Below are 21,279 nucleotides of genomic sequence, written 5' to 3'. Positions count from 1 at the left end.
TATCCTCAACCATCCATTCCTACTATTCAGCTGCTCTACCTTCCCATCTCCAAAACCATAAGCAAGATAATGCAAAAGCTAGTATGCTTCCACCTAAGCACCATATTATACTAGTTTGGATACTTCCTTCGAGCCATATTAAATTTGTGCCCGCCGAAGTTAAAATCCATAAAGAAACAAAGTGACCGCTCCATCCATACGGTAAAAAGGGCCAAATAGCATCACCTAAACCAGTAAGCAACAAAGCGACCAGCAGGGCTTCCACAATGCCTAAACCAATCGAAGCACCTTTTCCAAATTGGAAGCTTACAAATAAATGTAAAATATAAAAAATAATATGACTGCTGAATAAAATACAGGCAGCAACACTATAAAATAAATAGTCAAAATCTACTTCATGTAATAATTCTCTAAAGCCCATACTAAAAATAGCTACAGACATAAAGATGGCTCCAAAGCTATACATCAATAATAATATAAGCTTACTCAAGTATGCCTTTATTTTTATTTTTGTTGAGACTAGCATGCTTTGATAATGACCTGCCTTCGCCTCCTGATCGGATGCCATTGCACATACTAATCCTATAATCATAGGTAGTCCACACGCTAGGCCTTGAAAATAGGCAGTTACTTTTCCGTGAAAATCCCATGGTGAATAGGAATAGTAAGCTAAAAACAATCCAGAAATAGCAATGGGGACAAGTAGATGTGTAAGTAGTAATGGAGTTCGTCTTGTTTTAAGACTTTCCGCTCTCAATAATCGTAACATGTCCATTTGCTATTTGGCCTCCCTTTTTTGAAACCACTTTGTCGTGAGTGAAGTGATTATGATAAACCAAGTGATCGTTATCAATAATCCAGGAAATATAACATCGTTATTGAGTAAAGAACTACCCTCAGGTACTGGTAGACCATTTGGTAATATACCGAGAGTTGAGCATAATAGACGTGCACCAATTGCAAAAGGATAGGAATACCATAGCTCTCCATCAGCAAATACTACAATCCCTACGATATTGGCAACTACATTGAGCAAAATAGCCAAATAGGTTCCTAATTTAGCTGCCAGAAAAAGACATAAGGGAATTTGCCACAAAAACGTTACGAAAATAACTAGAGAACTTAATAAGCTGCTTGTTATTGGTAAGCTATGACCAAATAGCCAGCCCCCTACTGTAATTCCTCCAAAGAACATACTAGTGATAATGAAAAGCCATACACCTGATGAAAGGATTTTTCCCAACCAAACCTTTTTGAGGCCAAGTGGTAGTGCAAGTATACTATGGTATTTCAACTTCTTATCTTTTTCGATCACTAAGGCACAGCAAATCGTCAGTGCACCTGGCAGAAGCATCGTATACCACCAGTTATAAGCTCCTGTTTGAAAATACTCCCCTCCCATAAGTACAGCGCCTATAAGTAAGGTTATAAGTGGCGTAAGCCAAAGTAGTTTGGGAATAAAAGTTCGCTTCCATTTTAATTGTTCTGCTTTCATGATGGCTAACATACTAATGACCTGCCTTTCTGTTGGCAGTGACAACCTGCATGAAGAGTGACTCTAATTCATGACCTTGTGGAGCTGGTCCCTGATAGCCAAGCTTGCCACCAGCAATAATGCCAATATCATCCACGACTTGTTCTACCTCAGGCAAAATATGACTAGACAATATAACAGTGATACCTTGTTCTGGAAAGGAGCGAATGAGCTTACGAAGCTCTTGTATACCGATTGGATCCAAACCATTTGTCGGCTCATCTAAAATTAACAGTTTCGGTTTGTTTAACAGCGCAATTGCTATACCTAATCGTTGCTTCATCCCTAAAGAAAACTGACCTGCTCGTTTTTTCCCCGTATTCGTTAAATCTACAATCTCCAATACTTCGTCAATCCGACTTTGTGGTATGCCTAACGCTATCGTTCGAACTTTTAGATTCTCTTTAGCTGTTAAATTATCGTACAAGGGTGGTGTTTCAATTAAGACCCCGATATCCTGCAAATCTTTTCGTGACCATAGATGTCCATTAAAAATGATATCTCCAGCATTAGGTCGTAGCATGCCCGTTATCATCTTTAAGGTTGTAGATTTTCCCGCTCCGTTAGGTCCAAGTAAGCCATAAACTGAATTACGTTTAATTTCTAACGATAAATTATCTACAATGTTTTGTCCTTTAAACGCTTTATTCAGATTGTTTGTTTTCAACATCAAATCTTTCATAATTAGTCATCATCCTTTCGATGACCTTAGTGTAAAAAATAAATATAAGGATTTTATAAGGATTCCATAACAATTACTTACTTGCGATCGATTACTAAAGCATAAAAAAAGCATTTGGAATGACTTCATTCCAAATGCTTCGACCCTATCAAATTTACATAAATTCTTTTACTAAATCATTAAAATCATTTTCGCTCATTTTGATATCGATATCTGTTAATGGTAACTCAGAGTAGCCAGGTACTTTTTCTTGATACGACGTTGTTTCAGTATCATGATAAATAATGCCTGTTACTAAGCCCTCGTGTTCCATCACTGTACGCATTGCCATACCACGATCTGAGTGATCATAACCTTCAACATCTGCTAATTTTGTTAAATTTTCTTTAAACCAATCATATGTGTTCACTTTGTTATACGTTACACAAGGTGAAAAGACATTGATAAATGAGAAACCTTTATGGTTAATACCAGCTTCAATTAGTGCTGTTAATTCTTTAATATCTGTAGAGAAGCCCTGTGCCACAAATGTTGCACCACTTGTTAACGCTACCTCTAATGGTTTCAATGATGGCTCAATCGCTCCACCTGGTGTAGATTTTGTAATAAATCCAGCAGCTGAACGTGGAGATGTTTGACCTTTTGTTAAACCATAAATTTGGTTATCCATTACAATATAAGTTATATCAATATTACGGCGGATGGCATGAATTGTATGCCCCATACCAATAGCAAATCCATCACCATCACCACCAGAAGCGATAACATGTAAATCACGATTAGCCATTTTCAATCCCTGTGCAATCGGAAGTGCACGGCCATGAATACCATGGAATCCATAAGAATTGATATATCCTGAAATTCGACCTGAACAACCAATTCCTGAAATGACAGCAAGTTCATTTGGTTCAATGCCGACATTTGCAGCAGCACGTTGGATAGCTGCTTGTACTGAGAAGTCTCCACAGCCTGGGCACCAGTTTGGTTTCACTGTATTACGAAAATCCTTAAATGTTGCCATTAGCGAGTCAACTCCTTCACACGATTTTCTAATTCACCTGGCAAGAATGGTGTACCGTTATATTTAGTGATTGTCACGATTTTATCGTGACCACCAACATTCATCTTCATAATATTAGCTAATTGACCTGTATAGTTATTTTCTACAACGATCACCTTTTTCGCTTGTGCAACAAGAGGTGCTATTTCTGCAGATGGGAATGGGTGAATTAATCGAATATGTGCATGATTCACTTTCATTCCTTGCGCATTCAGTCGCTCTTGCACTTCTTCAATAGCACCTCTTGTTGAGTTAAAGCCTACTAATAAAATATCGGCTTCCTCATGTGGTGCATTGACAAAGACTGGGTTATCAAATTTCAAACTCTCTAATTTACGGAAGCGTTTATCCATTTGAGTTTGGCGATTACCCGTTGCCTCAGATGGCTTCCCTGTTTCATCATGTTCAACACCTGTAACGTGGTGAATACCATGTAATGTACCCGGTAATACACGAGGTGAAATCCCATCTTCTGTATCTTCATAGCGCTTGAAGTAGGCTTTATCTGCCGCTTCCTCAAGATCATCCATCACAATTTTACCGCGACGAATTTCAATTTTATTATAATCAAATGGCTCTACAGATTGTTTTCCTAAAGATAATTGTAGATCTGTCATTAAGATTACTGGTAATTGTAATTCCTCTGCAATGTTAAATGCTTGGATCGTATCAAAGAAAGCTTCCTCCATTGTAGAAGGTGCAATGACTACCTTAGGAATTTCTCCATGGGTACCGTAAAGCATAGCCATCAAGTCAGATTGTTCTTGCTTAGTTGGTAACCCAGTTGAAGGGCCTCCACGTTGTGTATCCACTACTACTAAAGGTTGCTCTGTCATACCTGAAAGACCGATTGCTTCCATCATCAATGAAAGACCAGGACCAGCTGAAGCGGTAAAGGAACGTACGCCACCAAAGTTAGCGCCAATAGCCATTGTTGCTGCTGCAATCTCATCTTCCGTTTGGATTACCGTACCACCGAATTTCGGTAATTTTTTAATCAAGTATTCCATGATTTCAGAAGCAGGTGTAATTGGGTATGCTGCCATAAAGCGTGTCCCAGCAGCTATTGCGCCAAGTGCTATTGCGTCGTTCCCAATCATAAACATACGACGTTTTCCATCCGCAGGTGCAAGCTCCCATTCGCCTATACGATCAACTAAAAGCTCATTCATAATTTGACGACCACGTGTAATGGCTTCCATATTTTTTTGAACGACTTCTTCGCCCTTTTTACCAAAAATATCATCGACAACATTTTGGAATACTGCATCTTCTAGATTTAGCAATGACGCAGTTGCTCCGATAGCCACCATGTTTTTCATTAACGAAGTACCAAGCTCTGCTGCTACTTCTGTGAACGGTACTGCAAATAATGGTGCTTTTGAATCCTCTGGTTTAACAGGATCAAATTTTGCATCGGCTAAAATAATACCCTTTTCTGTAAGCTCTTTATAATTGACATCAATTGTTTCTTGATCGAATGCCACTAAAATATCTAAATCATCCGCAATTGAACGTACTTCTGTTGGACGAACTGTAATTTTATTATTCGTATGGCCACCTTTAATTCGAGAAGAGAAGTGACGATAACCGTATAGGAAATAACCTAGACGATTCATTGCCATTGAGAAAATCTCACCTGTACTCTCAATCCCTTCACCCTGTTGCCCACCGACTTTCCATGAAAGCTGATGTAACATGTCAACAACTCCTTAAATCCAATGTGTACTATTATTTTTCCTTCATAAGTTTAACACGAAGAAACCGTCTGGACTATTGTTTCTCCACGATTTAGGCGAAAATCAGACCTTTGACTGAAAATCCTGTTCATAAAGTTGTAATTTTCAAATCTAAGCAAAATCACGCCCCTATTTCAAGTGACATCTATCATATGTAAAACAGGAAAACGAAAAAATGCTCCGCCACAATAGTATGTGACAGAGCATTTTACTTCATTACTTTTTTATCGAATACGTTTTTCCACTAACAGCTTTAATGCTGTTCGTTCTTCTCCAGCAATCAAAATATCGGCAAACGCCGGCGCGCAAATTAAATCTGTGCCACTTGGCGCTACAAATCCGCGTGCGATGGCCACTGCTTTCACGGCTTGGTTAAGTGCACCTGCCCCAACTGCTTGCATTTCTGCTTGCCCTTTTTCTCTGATTACCGCGACTAATGCACCTGCAACTGAATTTGGATTAGAGCGTGATGATACTTTTAATGAATCCACAATTATTCCTCCCCGTTTCGCGAATAGTGTTTACGCTCAACAACTCATGTCCCCCTTTTTGGACCTCAAGTTATTGTCCGTAGCACATTTTATGCTCCGCAAAACGGAAATAGACTAGTTTGACAAAGAAACCTATATCCCCGTAAAAGAAACGTAAAAAAACATTCTTCGACTTATCTACCCTTGAAATGGATAGTCTTCATTTATATAAATGCGTTCACAGGCAATAGCCTTTCCTGTTCGATCGTCCATCTCTACAAAGAAACCACTTAAAACCTCTCGCCCTTTTTTCGGAACTTCAAAACGAGATGGCATGTTTGTTTGGAATTTATAGATGACACTTTCCTTCGTCATACCTAAAATTTCATCATACGGCCCTGTCATACCAACATCCGTGATATAAGCTGTACCTTGCGGGTAAATTCTTGCATCTGCTGTTTGCACATGTGTATGTGTCCCAACAACCGCTGAAGCCTTTCCATCTAAATGCCAACCAAGGGCGATTTTTTCACTAGTCGCTTCAGCATGAAAATCCACGAAGACAAGTGGAGATATTTGTCGAGCCTCTGCAATCAATTGATCTGCCATTGCAAATGGATCCTCATGTGGTGGTAAAAATACGCGACCATGTAAATTAATGACAGATAATGTCACGCCCTTTTTAGAAATCTGGACCATACCTTTACCAGGTGCTTCACTTGAAAAGTTTGCCGGACGGATTAAGTAATCAGCGTCATCAATAAAATCAAAAATATCTTTATTATCCCATGTATGATTACCCATTGTAATAACATCTACACCCATTTGTAGCAAGCTATTATAAATATTACGAGTAATCCCTCGTCCTGCCGCAGCATTTTCCCCATTTGCAATCACAACATCTGGATTATACTTCTTTTTTAAGCGAGGTAAATATTTTTCCACCGCATCTCGACCAATTGAACCAACAATATCACCAATAAATAGAACTTTCATTATGCAAGACCACACTTTCTCTAAATAACATCTTTTAGTTTACCATCTTTGCTTTGGCAATTTCAAAATAAAAACGCAAGCCTTACTCAATTTACACGTTTAAATACTATTATCTTATTGATTAGCACCAGTTTATCTAGGATTTCTGGATGGGAAATTGTGCATCTTTTTTATTAGAGGAGTCCCCATTGGTATTGAGTTGCCCTATAAAAAAAGCGCCTAATTTCCATTTACTCATTATATATGTTATACAAATGGAGCAACTGAGACTGACAATAAATGAAATGGCAATGACAGAAAATACACTTAATGTTTCGATAAAATTCGTTAAAAAATTTTTAAGTAGGCTATTAACTAGGGGATGTAATAAATATATACCGAAGGAATAACGACTAATAAAAATGATAAATTTCGGCATTTTTCTTCTGTTACTCGCGATGAAAAATAACAGAAAAGCTACACTGAATGTATAAAGGATAACGTCTATTCTCTTTGAATGAACTTCCGTAATAATACCTGATAATTGAGTGGTTAGCAAAAGACTTACTGTGATTAGTAATGCTGCTAGTAACAGAAAACGAAAACGCTGTAACCACGATAGAAAATTATCATAATTTTTTCCACAGTAATAAGCTACTGCAAAATAAGCAATCCACGCAGGAAATGGCATCTTATTAAAAAAATCCCATTGTAAACTAGTATACGCTAAATCAGGAAAATACTTAAATGGATCCAAAAAATTAAAAAAGGCTAAGTAACCAAAATTAATGATAAAAGCAGTCATTATTACTTTATAGGCAGGGTATCTTGAGGCAATAAATTTCACAAAAAATGGATGAATGATATAAAACTGAAAAATGATCACGATAAAATAACCATGAAAATCACCTTCCAAATAATTTAATAGTAGTTTTTTGGCAAATTCAATAGAAGGCGATTCGATTGATTTAAGAACGGCATCAAGTAGTCCAATAAAAAGAAATGGAGTTAACATATATTTATAACGTTTTACATAAAACTTTTTCGGCAAACGATCTGAATAGGAATAGGCAATGACAAACTCTGAGATAAATATAAAAAGAGGGGTCCCGAACATAAAGATCAGCTGAATAGATGTCAGGATTACAAATAGTGGACCTTCTTCTATGTCATTCATGTTCAATGCCAACGTAACACTATGCATTAACACAATCCCTAAGCAAGCAACGAATCGTAGTAAATATATTTCTTTGATTTCTCGCTTCATCACCCTCACCTGCCATTTCAAAGGAATCAATTTGCCTTTCAATTATGCTACTTACCTTACTAAATGCAGGGATAAAATTATTTACTATCGGTAATTGTTCGCTTTAATTGCACCAAAATATCTCGCATTGTTTGAGGCTCAATAATAAAATTACCTACTAATAAAATAAACATCGTCCACAAGGAAATACATATAGCGGCTAAAAGCCATGAACCTGCAGATGTAATATGGAGCTCGATAAAAAATATAAATGGTGTCGCTGCAGTAAGTGCAAAGATACTATTTTGCACAATTTTTTTGGCAGTATCTTTAGGTGAATTGTGTAAAATCTTTTTTGAAGAATAAATGATTAAATCATAAGTACGATACCCGTATGAACAAATTCCTCCCAGTAATATTCCTTCTGCGCCGAAATACTGTACAAAAACAAGAGAAACTACTAGGTTAATTAATGCTTCCATAATGGCACGCTTTTTCGTCTCTCTAAAATGTCCTGCAGCGTTCACTAACGTATTTGCAGGAATCCGAATTGTGTTCGCTACTCCTACAATGACAAACAATATTGCCAACCAGGGCCTTATGTAATTGGCATCTTCAATACCTGCTGTATAAATCCTTATAAATGGCAATATTAAAATAGCTGTACATGTGTAACTAAAAGCAATGATGCCATAAAAAATATATTCAAAATGATGAAAATATTTTCGAAGAACGTCCTTATCCTCTTTGACAAGAATGTCGCCAAAAGCTGCTAATATCGCCCCTGAAAAAGTAGATATAAACAATGTGACTGCATTAAACACCATACTATAAACTGTAAATACACTGACTTCTGTTAAGCCCAGAAAAATCGTTATTAAAATAAACGGTGTGTTAAATACCACTAACGAGGCAATTTGATGAATTAAAGCATCCCATTTATCTTTAATTGCTAACGTATTAGCTTGTTTTTTACAATCGAAATATGGATATTTCTTTTTAACATACAACCTTAAAAAAAGAACATCCAGTAATAATAAGGCACTTGAACTAGCAACAACAATGACGATGGAAAAACCAAATGCTATTAAAGTAACTGACAATAATGCACTCGCAAAAAGCAACATTGTTTGAATGCGAAAAATAACATAGCTTTTTTGATCTGCCGACAGTAGAACCAAATATTTCCCTATAAAAAAATACTCCCACACGCCACTAATTCCCAAAATAAGTACCATGTAAAGAGCCGTACGCGTATTCACTTCATCTCCTACTAATAACGGATAACAAATGGACAAAATGGCGACTAATCCAACAAAGACATAACCCGAGCGTCTATAAAAACGATTAGTCGCTGAAAGAATTCCATTTATTTGGTCTTTATCACCCTTGGCTAGTGGCTTATAAAGTGCCACTATAGATGCATTACCAACCCCAGCTTCTACTATTTTTAAGTAACTTAAAAATTGCTTAATCGACGAAACAAGCCCGTTTGTAGCAGAGCCGTATGTTGTCATAAATAGTCGAGGTAAAATGAAATTAATAACCGCTGCAACAACTTGTAGCAATACATTAGACATTAAATTTAAAACTACTCTCTTAGTTCTCATGCTGATAAGCACCTTTTCTTTTAGTAAAAGTAGGAATTAAACATTTGCAATCACTGATCTGCCGATTAAGCCTATTCAACATAAAAAGTAAAAGAATTTGTTTTTTCTTTAATAGCCAAGTATAGACCTTTAATTTGAGCGGCATATTTGTCACTCGAATCGCATGCAACGATCCATGAAACGCTTCATGAATCAACATTTTCTTAATAAAGGTACGCTTTTCATGTAAACGCTTATGGTTGAATCTATTCAATTCATTATTCACCGCTGCCATCACTAAATAAGTAAAATAATACTGAAGTTGTTCAGCAAAATTAGGAACCTGGTCTGCTTTCCTGTACTTTAAAACTTTCAAATGTTCATATAACACAAGTATTTTTTTAAAAAACAACTGATCATAACTAGTTGTCATGGAAGAAGAATGCTGACGGTAATGGTAGAGATACTGATTTTCTAATATATAAATACTTTCTGCATCAAGTAAGCTAGGATATGTACAAGCAGCATCGTCCCCCATGCAAATTTGATCATCCACATCAAATAGATTTTTCTCTAATAGGTCTCTTTTAAATATTTTATTAGATAAAGATGGATATAATCCAAAACGGTAATACTCGCCCGAATATAGCATAATCGGATATACTTCTTTTTCCATCCTATCCTTCCTGTACAAACCGGGCGCGACAAGCTGTGATCTCTTCACTTCTTGGAGTGGATAATTTTCTATAATGTCACAAATAACAATATCTACATCAAAAATACGTGCAGTATTACATAATGATTTATACATATCAACTTCTATCCAATCATCACTATCTACATAACCAACATACTGTCCTTTGGCGACCCTTAGCCCTGCTTTACGGGCACTGACAGCACCACTATTTGCTTTATGAATGACGGTAATTCTTGTATCAGATTCGGCATATTCATCGCAGATTACCGAGCAGTTATCAGTCGAGCCATCATTTACTAATATCAACTCAAAATCTACGAAATCCTGTCTCAAAATACTATCAAGACACATTTTTAAGTAAGGTTCTGTATTATAGACGGGGACAATAATGCTTAAAAATGGCACTCACCTCACCTCTCATTCATAGTAGTTCCCTTACTTTTACTCATAGTCATTGCAAACATAATTAATAAAATATGATATGGAAAATAATCCATGACAAATGAATCAAGTCCTATATTCGCTACTAATACGATATAGAGAGGAATAGCGTTAATTGAGAGGATTTGAAAGCCTGGTGTATTCATACTTCCAACATTCCCTCTAAGTACATTATAGAGGCTAGAAATGTATAATACTGACAAGGCCACTCCAATTAAACCTATATAATAAGGGGTTGATAAGTACATTGTATGTGCCATTTTCACCTTCGCAAAGCTTGTGCCAAATCCTGCTCCCAAAACAAATACTTTCGTGTTTTGAAAGATTTCATCTATAAATAGGCCCCAACTACTCACTCGACCAGTGGTAATGGCATCTGTCGATATTCCTGATCCAAAAAACCGAATCCAATAAATTTCAAATAACTTCTCGTAAAAAAAATAGAGAGCAACCCCACAAATAATCACGATAAAAGACGAAAATTTAATAGCTGTCTTCACATTATTTTTAATGAAGACAATAAATGTCATCATAATAAAAACGACTAATGTAATAATAAACATTTTGGAATATGTCAGTATGCCAAAAAAAGCTAATATCACGAGTAATACAATTGACTTTTTTTCCTTTTTTCCATCCAGATTAAAAAGCACTAATAAACAAGCCATAGCTATTAATATTTGCAAACTAAAGTAATTTGGATCTAAATCTAAACCCGTAAATCTTGTACTAATCGAGTTCATTGTCTTCACTGTATTCACAATGGTCATTGATTCTATAAAATGATCGATTTCTGGAACGGAATAACTGATCAAGCGCACGATTGAAGCAGCTAGTAAACCCGATGTATAGATATACGTATACCTTCTGAAATATGCCTTATCATTGAGGGTCAATATTGCACAAAAGAGCACACTATAATTCAACACAAAGCCTAAAACTGCAATAAGATTACCACCACTAACTAACGTTACGGCCACCGTATAAAATGCAAATAAAAAATAGGTCAATAACAGTCGTTTTGAAATACCTTGCTTTTGTAAAAAGAGCGTCAGAATACTTAACAAAATATAGTAAGAACTAAGTACAACAAGTAATGAATATCCTGATATATCGAATTTAATGACATAAACCCACGAAATAAAAAACAATAAATAGTCAATTCGATGCTGCTGCTTATCTAGCAGCATCGCTATACTGGTTAAAAGGAAGAAGAGCCAGAGAAATAGATTATGACCTGTATATATTTTGAATACGACAAAGATACTTGAAATTATACAAATGAGCACACTAAATTTCTTAGATTCCACTATCATGTAGCATCAAACTCCAATACTAGTTGCTCTTGAGCTTTTTCGTTTGTGTAGTGATTTTCTTCTATGTAATTTTTCATATTGTGTAGTAATTCTGTATTTTTCATAACACTAGAAATGACGTGAAAGAGGTCTTTCATGTTAAAGCCTGTTATCAATCCGTTATGACCATGAAAAATTTGTTCACCTGCTGCGGCAAAGTCTGTTGTAATAACAGGCGTTTGTACAATTAATGCCTCCCCTATGACCATTGGATAGCCTTCGTAGGCTGATGTTAAAATGAATACATCACTACATTTTATAAATGGATAGGGATTTTTCATTTCCCCTACAAATTCAACTACATCCTCTACACCTAGTTGCAAAGCTAATTGCTGATTCGAAAGTAGATCTGGTCCATCACCTAAAATGCGCCAGCGAAAATTATTTATAGAAGCTTCCTTTAACAACTTACACAGATGTGGAATCAGGTCGAACCTTTTTGTACTATTTTCAATTCGCCCAACAGATATTAAATCCAACTCGCATTTAAGAAACGGTGTATATTGACATGCCAGTTCTTTAATCTCTTCGATTGGGAAAAAATTATAAACCACTTGAATTTTATGTTGATATTCTGGAAGGAAATTTATTAAATTTTCCTTACATGCTTCTGAAACACATAACAATCGATCAAAATTTTTATAGGTTTTGACACAAGCTTCATAATTAAAATTCGCTTTAATGGGATCTGTATGAATCCATGCGAACTTACGATCTGCTATCACAAATTGATCTACAAATAAATTGGTCCCTTTATTGAAATATTGATTGGGTACATCATTAAAATAAGAAATGGCAATATCATAATGACAATTAGTGCGATGTTTTTTTAAAAGCATCGAATAGAAATTGTGGGAACCTATTAATCGAACAACTATCATACACACAATACGTAAAATAATATGCCATACGTTATTTCTTTTTTTCACTTCAGCAAAAGGTGTAGCAATTAGTTGTAACAGTAAGTTCCCTGTATTTACCTTCACATTGGAGGGAATATCGTTCATTAATTCCCCTCCACTAAATGTGAAAACATCTATCTCATATTTCTCGTAGAGGTATATTTCTTTTAACATATTTATTAGCGCCTTTTGGATACCACCCATGTGAAAATTTTGTGCAACAAATAATATTTTCATATTAGTCCCCCTAAAAATACTACTGTAAATTTTCATATTGCTCTTACGTTTGTGGATAAAAAACGGATCGATAGCCCCTACGACCCATTCCCTTTGCTGCTCACGCTCCGCATAGCTTTTATAAATTACTGTATAAATCTGTTATCCTTTTCTCCATTTCCGCCCAGCTATAACCTTCTTCGTACAGTGCCTTCATTTCACGAGAAATTTCTGGCCATTCTTTCCTACGCTTTACCAAATTCTCAATTCCGTTTTGTAAACTCTCTCTATTGTAATCAATAAGTTCTCCAAAATTATTTGTTGCAACTACTTCTGACATTCCCGTATTTTTCACCATAATCAAAGGCTTACCAAGCATTAATGCTTCATAGAATTTATTAGGTGCAGCATAATAATGGTTAGAAATAGTAGGGTCATAAATAGCCGTCATAATGTCACAACTATTTTCTAACTCTATTGTTTTTTCATAGGGTAACTTACCATAAAAGTGTATATTGTCATGCATTTTCGAAGTTTGCAGCAATGTATCAGCTAACTTACCAAATCCACCAATATGCAGCTCATAACTTGGCGTATTCTTTACTACTTCAACCAATTCACTAATCAATCGATTTTCAGTAAGTATACCTACATAAACTATTTTTACTTTTTTCGGATTCAAATCTAAGCAATTATATGAATCTATATAACGTGGAGTATTGTATATGACCTCTATTTTTTTAGGTGAAGCTTTAGCAATCTGTTCTTTGCGCTTTTCTGTACATATAATGACTGCATCTACACTATTCATAAGACGTATATCTATACTAGTAATGACCTTTCCAATACTCTCTGGTCCATAAAATGGTGATGTATACGAATCAAATACGTCGTAAATTACTTTTTTCCGAAGTAATTTCCCACATATTGTACCTATTAGCGCTGTATCAAAATCACAAGCGTGAATCATATCATACGTATTTTTATGGCGAAGTAACCATCGAAAAAGTTTAAGTTGAAATTTTATAAATGGAACTAAGTTCTTTTTCAAACCTCCTCCAAATGTTGCCGGAATACCAAACCTTGTAATACGAATTGCATGTTCACCTTCTAACAGTTGGTCCTTTATTTTATATTTCTTATCTCTATCCCATGCTAAAATGTGAACATTCCAATTATTTTTTGCAAGACAATGTGCCTCCTTTTCAACCCTTGGATCTGGAGAAACAGGGTTACTCCTCATAAAAACAACTCGCATCCCATATGCCCCCCTTAAACACTGAATGTCTCTAGCACTTCAGCTACTTTTTGCTACCTTTTATATCCTTACAACTTAAAGATGCTTTCCCATTTTAAAAAAACTTCCACCATTTTTTTGTGAAAGTATCATCTGGTTCATATACAATTAATGGCTGATTATTAATGATTCGTTCGTTATTTTCAAGCAAAAAATCTACCATATCCAAATCTTTTTGTTTTTCTAAAAATCTAAGTCCCTTTTCAAATAAGAAAGGACGTGTACTTAAGTTATGCACATCCGAACCATATGTATGGATAAGATTCGAGCGCACTAAATTTAGCGAAAGTTTTTGGATGGTTTTTCCAAACAATCCTGCTAAACTTCCTGATGTAATTTGTGCAAGTGCCCCCTCGCGTATAATTTGTTCCAAATGACTTGGATTTTCTAAAATGACTCTATTTCGCTCTGGGTGTGCAATAATTGGTGTTATGCCTGCTGTTAATAACGAGTAAATGATATCCTTTGTAAATTTGGGAATATGATTAGAGGGAAGTTCCAACAGCAAATAATTGGAATTTGCTAATGTATGTATTTGTTTTTTTTCATACAATTCTAGAATGTTACCTGCCAAGCGTACCTCTTGTCCCGTGTAAAGTTTTAACGGCATGTTACGTTGATCAATTGTCATTTGCAACTGTACAATTTGCTCATTCACGACATCAAAGGGGACATTATACAATGGATGTAAAGCATGCGAAGTGGAAACAATCGTTGAAATCCCCTCCAAAACGGCCTGCTCAAATAAACAAAGTGTCTCTTCAATCGTTTTCGGACCATCATCGACATCAAATAATATATGACTGTGCATATCAATCACTGTACTTCACTTCCCTGTCTAGATACTTGAATTAACGATAATATTGCTCATAATATTGATGGAGTGGCATTTTATAGTTATTTAATACTACGCCTAAAATATTTGCTTTTGAGGCTTCAAGGTATGACTTTGCTTTTAACACATTTTCATTTTCTGCAACTCCACTGTTCACAATTAATAATGTACCATCACATTTATTGGACAAAATTTGAGCATCTGTTACAGATAGCAGTGGTGGCGCATCAAAAATAATGATGTCAAACCCTTTCTTTAGTTCCTCCATTACACTCCCCATTAAGGTAGAAGCTAGTAACTCTGCTGGATTGGGGGGGATAGGCCCACTTGTCAAGACATATAGATTAGCAATATCTGTATTATTGACGACTTCGGAAATTGTAAAATGCCTTGTTAGTAAATTTGATAGTCCTCTAGCATTTTGCAATAGAAACGTATAATGCATTGTTGGTTTTCGCAAATCTGCATCTACGATGACGACTCGTTTTCCTTCTTGTGCGAAAACAACTCCTATATTGGCTGCATTGGTTGACTTTCCTTCACCTGGTGTTGCAGATGTCACTAATATTGTTTTAATCTCTCTATCAGGCATTGAAAAAGTAATATTTGTTCGGATTGTTCGAAATTGTTCTGAAATAAAAGAATGGCCATTGGCAATCGTCACAAGTTTTCTTGCCATTTTCACTAACTTCTTCTTTTTCTTTTTTTTCCAAAACATTATGATCCTCTCCTCGTTTTATGAGATTTTACCCTAGTGCTTTTATGGTGAGCATCACTAATTTGACTAATCAAGCCAATAATTGGTAGCCCTACTAGCTCTTCGATATCTTGCTCCGTCTTGATTGTAGTATCTAAGCTCTCTATTATGATTATGAGAGCAGCACTTATAACAAAACCAATAAACGAGGCTGCTACTATATAAAGGGTTTTATTTGGCGCAATCGGTACAGGTTCCTTATCTAATTGTGCAACTGACAAAATATTAACATTATCAACCGTCATTAAAACTTGAATCTCCTCTTGAAACACATCTGCTATTGTATTGGCAATATCCACAGCCAACTCTGCTTGCTTGTCTACAACATTAATATTAACAACTTGTGAGTTATTGGCACTGGATACAGTAATTTGATCCATTAAAACTTCAGGTGTGACATCCAAATCTAGCTTATTTATAACTTTAGATAAAATAGCAGAACTTGTTATGATAATGTTATACGTATTAATAAGTCGGAGATCTGTTTCAACCTGTTGTACACCTAAATGTGGTTGCTCTATATTTTTTTGATTAACTAAAATTTGCGTTTCTGCCTCATAGGTAGGTTTTAACACAAAAATGCTAATAAAGGCCGTAACCAACGCTGCAAAAAGTGTAAAACTTATGATAAAAAGAAAGTTTTCTCGGACTATTTTCAATATATCTTGTAATGTGATTGTTTCTTTCAAAGCTCTTCACTCCTTGTCAAAACATAAACCAGTTGTAAAAATGGAGTATAACTAGGCTGATTAATTTTTAAAAGGGTATTCATGTTGAGGCTAGTTCACTATGCTTTATTCCATACTATATTGTTGGAATCATCCATTTATTCTTACTCAGTAGATCACATCGAATTTTCTTCACATACAAAAAGGCATCCCCTGATCTTGGTCAAGGGATGCCTATTATTTTATTATTTATTTCGCGTATTCCACAGCACGTGTTTCGCGAATAACTGTTACTTTAATATGACCTGGGTAATCGAGTTCTTCCTCAATACGTTTGCGAATATCACGCGCAAGACGATGAGATGCTAAATCATCAATTTTTTCAGGTTGTACAATAATACGAATTTCACGTCCAGCTTGAATTGCATAAGACTTTTCTACGCCATCATAGCTTTCTGAAATTTCCTCTAACTTTTCAAGTCTGCGGATATAGTTTTCAAGTGTTTCACTACGTGCACCTGGACGAGCTGCTGATAATGCATCAGCTGCAGCGACTAATACCGCAATAACAGATGTTGCTTCAGTATCACCATGATGCGAAGCAATACTATTAATGACAACTGGGTGTTCCTTATACTTTGTTGCTAATTCCACACCAATTTCAACGTGGCTTCCTTCAACTTCATGATCGATTGCTTTTCCAATATCATGTAATAAGCCTGCACGACGAGCCAATGCCACATCTTCACCAAGTTCAGCAGCAAGTAATCCTGCTAAATGTGCGACTTCAATTGAATGTTTTAGAACATTTTGTCCATAGCTTGTACGATATTTCATGCGGCCTAAAATTTTCATTAAATCTGGATGTAAGTTATGAATACCAATTTCAAATGTAGTTTGCTCACCTGTTTCGCGGATTTGTTCATCCACTTCACGTCGAGCTTTTTCCACCATTTCCTCAATACGAGCTGGGTGAATACGTCCATCCTGTACAAGTTTTTCAAGTGCAAGTCGAGCTGTTTCACGGCGAATTGGATCAAAGCCTGATAATATAACCGCTTCTGGCGTATCATCAATAATTAAATCAATTCCTGTTAACGTTTCCAATGTACGGATATTACGGCCTTCACGACCAATAATACGTCCCTTCATTTCATCATTTGGCAAGTTCACAACAGATACAGTTGTTTCTGCTACGTGATCTGCAGCAAAGCGTTGTAGTGCTAATGATAAAATTTCACGTGCTTTTTTATCTGAGTCTTCTTTCGCACGTGTTTCAGCTTCTTTCGTCATCACAGCAATATCAGTTGATAACTCTTTTTCTACTTCATTGAGGATAATTGATTTAGCTTCATCCCTAGTCAAAGCAGAAATACGTTCTAGCTCTGTTTTTTGTGATGCCATGAGCTCGTCCACTTTGCTCTCCATCTGTTCAATATGCTGTTGTCTTTCAGCTAGAGCTTGTTCTTTGCGCTCTAAGCCAGCTTCTCTCTTATTTAGAGCATCATCTTTGCGATCAAGATTCTCTTCTCTTTGCAATAAACGGTTCTCTTGTTTTTGAAGTTCTAAACGACGTTCACGAATGTCATTTTCAGCTTCAATACGAAATTTGTGAGTTTCATCTTTGGCTTCAAGTAGTGCTTCTTTCTTCATTGCCTCCGCTTCTCGTTTTCCTTCTTCAACGATTGTTTCAGCGACATGTTTAGCACCAGTGATTTTTGAGTCATTCACTTTTTTCATGTAGATATAGCTAACAGCGGCACCAACGATGAGTCCAAGCAAAGCGGAGATGATAGTAATTCCATCCATATGAACACCTCCTCTTGCTATTTGGGTATTACAGTTTCAGTCGGCGCATACATCTATGTCGCCTTAGCTAAAATGCACCAGATTTTGTTAAAATTTATGCAAAACCCGTTTCATTGGCCAAAGGCATTATCTTCATCCAGTAGGCGTTTAGACATCCATTTTAAAGGATATTTCACTATAAAACATTTGCTAAATGAGGATAAAATGTACTGCCTATTTAAAGTCATAATTCAGAAATTATACATATTTAATTGTATAGCTAGCCTCATGCTCTGTCAAGGATAGTCAGGCGTATGTTCGCCACCTTAGCCAAAAAAAGTAAGTCCTATCCATTCAGTGAATTTTTTCCCTATTACTATTTCACTAGAAAATTTTTCATGTTAAATACAATTAATAAAAAAACAGTACATAAGAAATAAACACATAGCCTCTCTCTTATTATGTGTAAAAATTTAAGAATATAGACAAAAAAATGCATTGCCCCCTCAATAAAGTGGGAACAATGCAATCATTAATTATTCTTCTTCCAGAAGCAACATTAATTCTTCATCCATCTCTTCTTCATCATGGGCCGCAATTGTATAAGAAGAAGCCGCAATACCATAAGAAGCTCGGATTTTATTTGCTATGTCTTCTAGGACAGCAGTATTTTCTTTTAAATACTGTTTAGCATTTTCTCGTCCTTGACCTAAGCGCTCATCGCCATATGCATACCAAGAACCGCTTTTTTGCACAATGTCTAATTCCACGCCTAAATCGACTGTCTCGCCTTCTTTAGAAATCCCTTCTCCATACATAATATCTACTTCAGCTGTACGGAAAGGTGGTGCTACTTTATTTTTTACAATTTTAATTTTAGTACGGTTACCAACAATATCATTACCTTGCTTAATAGCTTCTGCACGACGCACTTCTAAACGGACAGAGCTGTAGAATTTAAGCGCACGTCCACCTGGTGTTGTTTCTGGATTACCGAACATGACACCAATTTTTTCACGAATTTGGTTAATGAAAATAGCAATCGTTTTTGATTTATTAATCGCACCTGAAAGTTTACGTAAAGCTTGAGACATTAGACGAGCTTGTAAGCCGACATGAGAGTCACCCATATCCCCTTCAATTTCAGCTTTTGGCACTAAGGCAGCAACCGAGTCAATAACAATAATATCAATAGCTCCACTACGCACTAATGCTTCTGCAATTTCAAGTGCTTGCTCACCTGTGTCGGGCTGTGATAATAATAGCTCATCAATATTCACACCTAATTTTTGTGCATAGATTGGATCTAATGCATGCTCCGCGTCGATAAATGCTGCTTGTCCACCTGATGCCTGTACTTCAGCAATGGCATGTAGAGCAACTGTTGTTTTACCAGACGATTCGGGACCGTATACTTCAATAATACGTCCACGTGGATATCCACCCACTCCTAATGCAGCATCAAGTGCTAGTGACCCACTTGAAGATGTTGCAATTTCTAAATCAGTTTTTTCACCAAGTTTCATGATGGAACCTTTACCAAAATTCTTCTCAATTTGTTTTAGAGCCTGTTCTAAGGCTGCTTTACGATCACTCATTCATTTTCCTCCTTCGAAAACTGTTCACTGTTTTTATCTATCTCTACTATACTTGTTTTTGAGAAAACGCGCAAGAAAAAAGCGAACATTTATTCGTTTTTTCTTCAAAATAAAAATTTGGATAGTTTTCCTCTACCCAAATTCCTATGTTTTACTCTATTTTAATAACGTTTTGTGTAGCCACGTTCTTCTAAAAGCTGCATTAAATAATGGCATGTAAATTTCACCGCACGGAGTCGATTCGTATTACGCATGCCTGATAAATGAAGTAAATATGTAAGCGGCTCCTCGTCATTTATGGCAATACCAATCCAAACCGTACCTACTGGCTGATGATCATGCGCAGTGGGGCCTGCTTCTCCTGTAAGGCCAATCCCAATATTTGTAGCAAATTTCTCACGAACAGCACTTGCCATTGCCGCTGCGCATTCAGCACTCACAACACCATGTGTATCAATTAATTCTTGTGAAATGCCTAGCTGTTTTACTTTCGCATCTGCTGCATAGGTAACAACGCCTCCTATAAGCGCATTGCCTACCCCAGGAATTTCCGCAAGCTCAGATTGAAATAAACCAGCAGTTAAACTTTCTGCAGCCGCAATTGTTAGCTCATTATCCAGTAGCATTTCTACCGTTTTTGAGGCAAGGGAATCATCATCTACACCATATTGATAATCACCAACAAGGGCTTGGATTTCTGCAACCTTTGCCTTAATAAGCTGCCCAGCTTGCTGCTCTGTTGCTGCTTTAGCTGTTACGCGTAACGTTACCTCACCATCAGAAGCAAGTGGAGCAACTGTTGGATTGGTTTGTGCATCTAAAATATTTTGAACTTGTACTTCAAGCTCAGCCTCACCAATTCCATAAAATCGCATAACATGTGATGCAATGATCCCTCCATCGTTAAGCATCGCAGCAAGTTTAGGTTTAGCCTCAAATTGAAACATTGGTTCTAACTCTTTTGGAGGTCCTGGTAATAAAATATAAGTGCGATCATTTTTTGTGAAGATCATACCTGGAGCCATTCCATGGTGATTAGCTAATACTTCACTCCCAGCTAAAATTAATGCCTGTTTACGATTATTTTCCGTCATTGGACGTCCTCGTTTAGCAAAAAATTGCTCAATATACGTCAATGCTACTTCATCAAACTCAAGAGAAACACCAAGATGACGTGCAATCGTTTCCTTCGTTAAATCATCTTTTGTTGGACCAAGTCCTCCCGAAAAAATAATGAGATCTGCACGAGACTCTGCCACTTCGATAGCTTGTTCTAAACGCTTTGCATTATCGCCTACTACGGTATGATAAAAAACGTTGATGCCAAGCTCGGATAGCTGGCTTGAGATAAATCTCGCATTTGTATTCGTAATTTGACCTAATAATAGTTCTGAGCCAACCGCAAGAATTTCAGCATTCATGATCCCAAG

Annotated in this window: 19 protein-coding genes; all 19 read right to left on the bottom strand. The window is 36.3% G+C overall.

Annotated elements, in window-relative coordinates; genetic code table 11:
• Nucleotides 1–22: 22 nt before the first annotated feature.
• Nucleotides 23–775, bottom strand: a complete 753-nt coding sequence (locus PSR12_RS05705) for a lantibiotic immunity ABC transporter MutG family permease subunit (protein ID WP_257521326.1) — start codon at nucleotides 773–775, stop codon at nucleotides 23–25.
• A gap of 3 nt (nucleotides 776–778) precedes the next feature.
• The gene (locus tag PSR12_RS05700) at nucleotides 779–1,507 is read right to left on the bottom strand and encodes a lantibiotic immunity ABC transporter MutE/EpiE family permease subunit (RefSeq protein WP_274771999.1); all 729 of its coding nucleotides are present in this window, start codon (nucleotides 1,505–1,507) and stop codon (nucleotides 779–781) included.
• Between the two features lies 1 nt (nucleotide 1,508).
• Complete coding sequence (locus tag PSR12_RS05695; RefSeq protein ID WP_221682721.1) at nucleotides 1,509–2,216, bottom strand: lantibiotic protection ABC transporter ATP-binding protein; 708 nt, start codon at nucleotides 2,214–2,216, stop codon at nucleotides 1,509–1,511.
• A gap of 154 nt (nucleotides 2,217–2,370) precedes the next feature.
• Entirely contained in the window at nucleotides 2,371–3,237 is an 867-nt protein-coding gene (locus tag PSR12_RS05690) for a 2-oxoacid:ferredoxin oxidoreductase subunit beta (RefSeq protein ID WP_004224896.1), read from the bottom strand.
• Nucleotides 3,237–4,976, bottom strand: a complete 1,740-nt coding sequence (locus tag PSR12_RS05685; RefSeq protein WP_221682722.1) for a 2-oxoacid:acceptor oxidoreductase subunit alpha — start codon at nucleotides 4,974–4,976, stop codon at nucleotides 3,237–3,239. The genes PSR12_RS05690 and PSR12_RS05685 overlap by 1 nt, the downstream gene beginning before the upstream one ends.
• Nucleotides 4,977–5,239: 263 nt before the next feature.
• Nucleotides 5,240–5,506 carry a stage V sporulation protein S gene (locus PSR12_RS05680; protein WP_004224903.1) on the bottom strand — a complete coding sequence of 89 codons (267 nt, stop codon included), beginning with the start codon at nucleotides 5,504–5,506 and terminating at the stop codon, nucleotides 5,240–5,242.
• A 177-nt stretch (nucleotides 5,507–5,683) separates the two neighbouring features.
• Nucleotides 5,684–6,481 (bottom strand): TIGR00282 family metallophosphoesterase, encoded by a 798-nt coding sequence (locus tag PSR12_RS05675; protein ID WP_257521325.1) that lies wholly within the window; start codon nucleotides 6,479–6,481, stop codon nucleotides 5,684–5,686.
• Nucleotides 6,482–6,617: 136 nt separating this feature from the next.
• Complete coding sequence (locus PSR12_RS05670) at nucleotides 6,618–7,727, bottom strand: acyltransferase family protein (protein WP_274771994.1); 1,110 nt, start codon at nucleotides 7,725–7,727, stop codon at nucleotides 6,618–6,620.
• Nucleotides 7,728–7,804: 77 nt separating this feature from the next.
• Entirely contained in the window at nucleotides 7,805–9,316 is a 1,512-nt protein-coding gene (locus tag PSR12_RS05665; RefSeq protein ID WP_221682725.1) for a lipopolysaccharide biosynthesis protein, read from the bottom strand.
• Entirely contained in the window at nucleotides 9,306–10,397 is a 1,092-nt protein-coding gene (locus tag PSR12_RS05660) for a glycosyltransferase (RefSeq protein WP_274771991.1), read from the bottom strand. Before PSR12_RS05660 ends, PSR12_RS05665 begins: the two co-directional genes overlap by 11 nt.
• Nucleotides 10,398–10,402: 5 nt before the next feature.
• Nucleotides 10,403–11,749 (bottom strand): hypothetical protein, encoded by a 1,347-nt coding sequence (locus tag PSR12_RS05655; protein WP_274771990.1) that lies wholly within the window; start codon nucleotides 11,747–11,749, stop codon nucleotides 10,403–10,405.
• The gene (locus tag PSR12_RS05650) at nucleotides 11,746–12,927 is read right to left on the bottom strand and encodes a glycosyltransferase (RefSeq protein ID WP_274771988.1); all 1,182 of its coding nucleotides are present in this window, start codon (nucleotides 12,925–12,927) and stop codon (nucleotides 11,746–11,748) included. Before PSR12_RS05650 ends, PSR12_RS05655 begins: the two co-directional genes overlap by 4 nt.
• Before the next feature lie 118 nt (nucleotides 12,928–13,045).
• The gene (locus PSR12_RS05645; RefSeq protein ID WP_274771986.1) at nucleotides 13,046–14,164 is read right to left on the bottom strand and encodes a glycosyltransferase family 4 protein; all 1,119 of its coding nucleotides are present in this window, start codon (nucleotides 14,162–14,164) and stop codon (nucleotides 13,046–13,048) included.
• Nucleotides 14,165–14,258: 94 nt separating this feature from the next.
• Entirely contained in the window at nucleotides 14,259–15,014 is a 756-nt protein-coding gene (locus tag PSR12_RS05640; RefSeq protein ID WP_306832313.1) for a tyrosine-protein phosphatase, read from the bottom strand.
• 40 nt (nucleotides 15,015–15,054) lie between these two features.
• Complete coding sequence (locus PSR12_RS05635; protein WP_237497167.1) at nucleotides 15,055–15,756, bottom strand: CpsD/CapB family tyrosine-protein kinase; 702 nt, start codon at nucleotides 15,754–15,756, stop codon at nucleotides 15,055–15,057.
• Entirely contained in the window at nucleotides 15,756–16,484 is a 729-nt protein-coding gene (locus PSR12_RS05630) for a YveK family protein (RefSeq protein ID WP_221682731.1), read from the bottom strand. The genes PSR12_RS05635 and PSR12_RS05630 overlap by 1 nt, the downstream gene beginning before the upstream one ends.
• Nucleotides 16,485–16,712: 228 nt before the next feature.
• Nucleotides 16,713–18,272 (bottom strand): ribonuclease Y, encoded by a 1,560-nt coding sequence (gene rny, locus PSR12_RS05625; RefSeq protein ID WP_274771984.1) that lies wholly within the window; start codon nucleotides 18,270–18,272, stop codon nucleotides 16,713–16,715.
• A 515-nt stretch (nucleotides 18,273–18,787) separates the two neighbouring features.
• Nucleotides 18,788–19,849: a recombinase RecA gene (gene recA / locus PSR12_RS05620; RefSeq protein WP_274771982.1), complete on the bottom strand. Its 1,062-nt coding sequence runs from the start codon at nucleotides 19,847–19,849 to the stop codon at nucleotides 18,788–18,790.
• 161 nt (nucleotides 19,850–20,010) lie between these two features.
• On the bottom strand, nucleotides 20,011–21,270 hold the full coding sequence (locus tag PSR12_RS05615; protein WP_054550950.1) for a competence/damage-inducible protein A: 1,260 nt from the start codon (nucleotides 21,268–21,270) through the stop codon (nucleotides 20,011–20,013).
• Nucleotides 21,271–21,279: the final 9 nt, after the last annotated feature.

This window comes from Lysinibacillus sp. G01H (genome assembly GCF_028872195.1).
GTDB classification, from domain to species: domain Bacteria; phylum Bacillota; class Bacilli; order Bacillales_A; family Planococcaceae; genus Lysinibacillus; species Lysinibacillus capsici.
Note: the sequence above shows the minus strand (reverse complement) of the source record. Positions and strands in the feature narration are given on the sequence as shown.

Excerpts from the sequence above, each read along its gene's own strand:
- PSR12_RS05615 (WP_054550950.1), bottom strand. The coding sequence starts at position 21,270 with ATGAATGCTGAAATTCTTGCGGTTGGCTCAGAACTATTATTAGGTCAA.
- PSR12_RS05695 (WP_221682721.1), bottom strand. The coding sequence starts at position 2,216 with ATGAAAGATTTGATGTTGAAAACAAACAATCTGAATAAAGCGTTTAAA.
- PSR12_RS05645 (WP_274771986.1), bottom strand. The coding sequence starts at position 14,164 with ATGCGAGTTGTTTTTATGAGGAGTAACCCTGTTTCTCCAGATCCAAGG.
- PSR12_RS05685 (WP_221682722.1), bottom strand. The coding sequence starts at position 4,976 with ATGTTACATCAGCTTTCATGGAAAGTCGGTGGGCAACAGGGTGAAGGG.
- rny (WP_274771984.1), bottom strand. The coding sequence starts at position 18,272 with ATGGATGGAATTACTATCATCTCCGCTTTGCTTGGACTCATCGTTGGT.
- PSR12_RS05640 (WP_306832313.1), bottom strand. The coding sequence starts at position 15,014 with ATGCACAGTCATATATTATTTGATGTCGATGATGGTCCGAAAACGATT.
- PSR12_RS05690 (WP_004224896.1), bottom strand. The coding sequence starts at position 3,237 with ATGGCAACATTTAAGGATTTTCGTAATACAGTGAAACCAAACTGGTGC.
- PSR12_RS05665 (WP_221682725.1), bottom strand. The coding sequence starts at position 9,316 with ATGAGAACTAAGAGAGTAGTTTTAAATTTAATGTCTAATGTATTGCTA.
- PSR12_RS05675 (WP_257521325.1), bottom strand. The coding sequence starts at position 6,481 with ATGAAAGTTCTATTTATTGGTGATATTGTTGGTTCAATTGGTCGAGAT.
- PSR12_RS05650 (WP_274771988.1), bottom strand. The coding sequence starts at position 12,927 with ATGAAAATATTATTTGTTGCACAAAATTTTCACATGGGTGGTATCCAA.
- PSR12_RS05705 (WP_257521326.1), bottom strand. The coding sequence starts at position 775 with ATGGACATGTTACGATTATTGAGAGCGGAAAGTCTTAAAACAAGACGA.
- PSR12_RS05700 (WP_274771999.1), bottom strand. The coding sequence starts at position 1,507 with ATGTTAGCCATCATGAAAGCAGAACAATTAAAATGGAAGCGAACTTTT.
- recA (WP_274771982.1), bottom strand. The coding sequence starts at position 19,849 with ATGAGTGATCGTAAAGCAGCCTTAGAACAGGCTCTAAAACAAATTGAG.
- PSR12_RS05635 (WP_237497167.1), bottom strand. The coding sequence starts at position 15,756 with ATGTTTTGGAAAAAAAAGAAAAAGAAGAAGTTAGTGAAAATGGCAAGA.
- PSR12_RS05670 (WP_274771994.1), bottom strand. The coding sequence starts at position 7,727 with ATGAAGCGAGAAATCAAAGAAATATATTTACTACGATTCGTTGCTTGC.
- PSR12_RS05655 (WP_274771990.1), bottom strand. The coding sequence starts at position 11,749 with ATGATAGTGGAATCTAAGAAATTTAGTGTGCTCATTTGTATAATTTCA.